Annotated in this window: 2 protein-coding genes; both read right to left on the bottom strand. The window is 33.4% G+C overall.

Annotated elements, in window-relative coordinates; all coding sequences use genetic code 11:
• Nucleotides 1-524 precede the first annotated feature (524 nt).
• Complete coding sequence (locus tag BMZ31_RS19965; protein ID WP_139205992.1) at nt 525-1043, bottom strand: hypothetical protein; 519 nt, start codon at nt 1041-1043, stop codon at nt 525-527.
• Complete coding sequence (locus BMZ31_RS19960; RefSeq protein WP_090833669.1) at nt 1036-1422, bottom strand: hypothetical protein; 387 nt, start codon at nt 1420-1422, stop codon at nt 1036-1038. Before BMZ31_RS19960 ends, BMZ31_RS19965 begins: the two co-directional genes overlap by 8 nt.
• Nucleotides 1423-1835 lie beyond the last annotated feature (413 nt).

Genomic DNA, 1835 nt, shown 5'->3' with positions numbered 1-1835 from the left:
AGTTGCTTTCGCTTGTTATTACTTGTTTGTTGACATTTTTGTTTGTTTAGTTTTCAAGGAACAATTTGTTCGTCGCTCGCAAGCAACTTTATTATATTAACATTTCGCCATTTCGATGTCAACAACTTTTTTCAATTTCTCAATGTTGTTAACTCGTTATTAACGACTGCTTTAGAATAATAACATCCTTATGATTAGGGGTCAACACTTTTCTGATTTAATTTTGTTTTTTTACTCCATTTTTTCTAAATCTAATATAGTCCACTCTATTATTATTCTAAAATATCAACTATATTGCCCTTTACATCTACGTACTAATAGCCCTAATCTAAGTCCCCCCTTTAGAAGAAGTAACGTGTTCAGTATTCAGGTACAAAAAAATTTATAGTAGATCTCTTTAAGAGAATCTTTTCTTATTCTTTAAAATTATAGCTAATTCAACAAAACACGTTTTGGAAGAATTTCAAAACGCCTTTTTTACAATCCGATACATACTCTTACAGAAAACTTATTATACAAGAATTCTAAAAACCCGAGACTCTGTTGCGATTCCGAATCCCAAATGAAAAAGAGAGTTTCTGTGAGGGTTCGGTGGTAATAGTCACCTTCACCACTTGATCTCGAATATTTTCAGGCAGAATAAAACTGTTATTAGATTCATGAATTTCTTTTATTTCGTTCCCATCTAAATAATATGCTTCCATGGAATATTCATCTTTAGAATTCATAAACTTTGTTTTAACAATTATTTCACCAGATACAACAAATTCATCGATTCCCACAGGATCAATAGGTAATAAATATGGTTTCCTATCAATTGGACACCCTTCACTCCCATCGGGACTCCAACATGTACCTGGCTTTACAGATACTTTTTCTTCATTTACATATAAATCTATTATTGGAGGGCCTTGATCATGCATGATGTTATAGTCCATTGTTTCTTTAACTCTCGTTATCATATTAGGGATGAGCGATAATCCCAGTAGCATATAAGGAATAAGAATAAGGTACCTAAATTTAATTTGAATCTCTTTACGCATTATTAGGTAATCTACAATATAAAAAATCATAGCTACCAAAACCGTAATACTTACAAAAAAAAAGACCACCAACTAGCCCCACAAGGAAGGCGGGTATGATATGTACGACAAAACTGACAATGTTCTTATATCTTTCCATTCTTTTTGTCAAATAGGCTGCTAATAAATTGACTGGAATAGCAATAATAGTGATAATTGGTGCAGCGTATATTCCTATGATAAAAAAAGAGTTACGGTATTCCTCTATCCCAAATGGTTCTTGTTGTCCATACAGTAAAGGAAATGGTATTCCGATGTACAAAAGAATTACTAATATCGAAAGTAATATAGATACAACAGCTACTCTCATTCTGTTATTTCTTATTAAGTGTTTATGCATATAAGAATCCCTTCTCAAAAAAGTTCAATTACTTATATGAACTTTTTATTCTCCAAACCTCATCATAGTTCCTTCTTAAGCTTCATGACCCATTACCAACAAATTCGAACTCTATATCTGAAGTATGCGCGGAATCTTTTGTTGGCAAAGCAAAGAGCCTTTTTCAATCTCTTAAAAAAATGAACCTCTATTAAACGACGACCTTGCTGAACCTTTAGTTTTTAGTTGAAAAACAACCACAATGCCTCGTTTACAGAAGAATTATGTAAAACAAAAACATGAATCACCTTTCTAGATTTCTCAAAATCTGACTCAATGCAAAAAAAGAACAGCACAACGGCTGTTCTTCCATATTGCCCGGCGGCGTCCTACTCTCACAGGGGGAGAGCCCCCAACTACCATCGGCGCTGAGA

The sequence above is a fragment of the Bacillus sp. cl95 genome, from assembly GCF_900115925.1.
In the GTDB taxonomy this organism is placed as follows: Bacteria; Bacillota; Bacilli; order Bacillales; family Cytobacillaceae; genus Neobacillus_A.
The sequence above is the reverse complement of the archived record's forward strand: the minus strand, read 5'-3'. Positions and strand labels throughout refer to the sequence as shown.

Excerpts from the sequence above, each read along its gene's own strand:
- BMZ31_RS19965 (WP_139205992.1), bottom strand. The coding sequence starts at position 1,043 with ATGCGTAAAGAGATTCAAATTAAATTTAGGTACCTTATTCTTATTCCT.
- BMZ31_RS19960 (WP_090833669.1), bottom strand. The coding sequence starts at position 1,422 with ATGCATAAACACTTAATAAGAAATAACAGAATGAGAGTAGCTGTTGTA.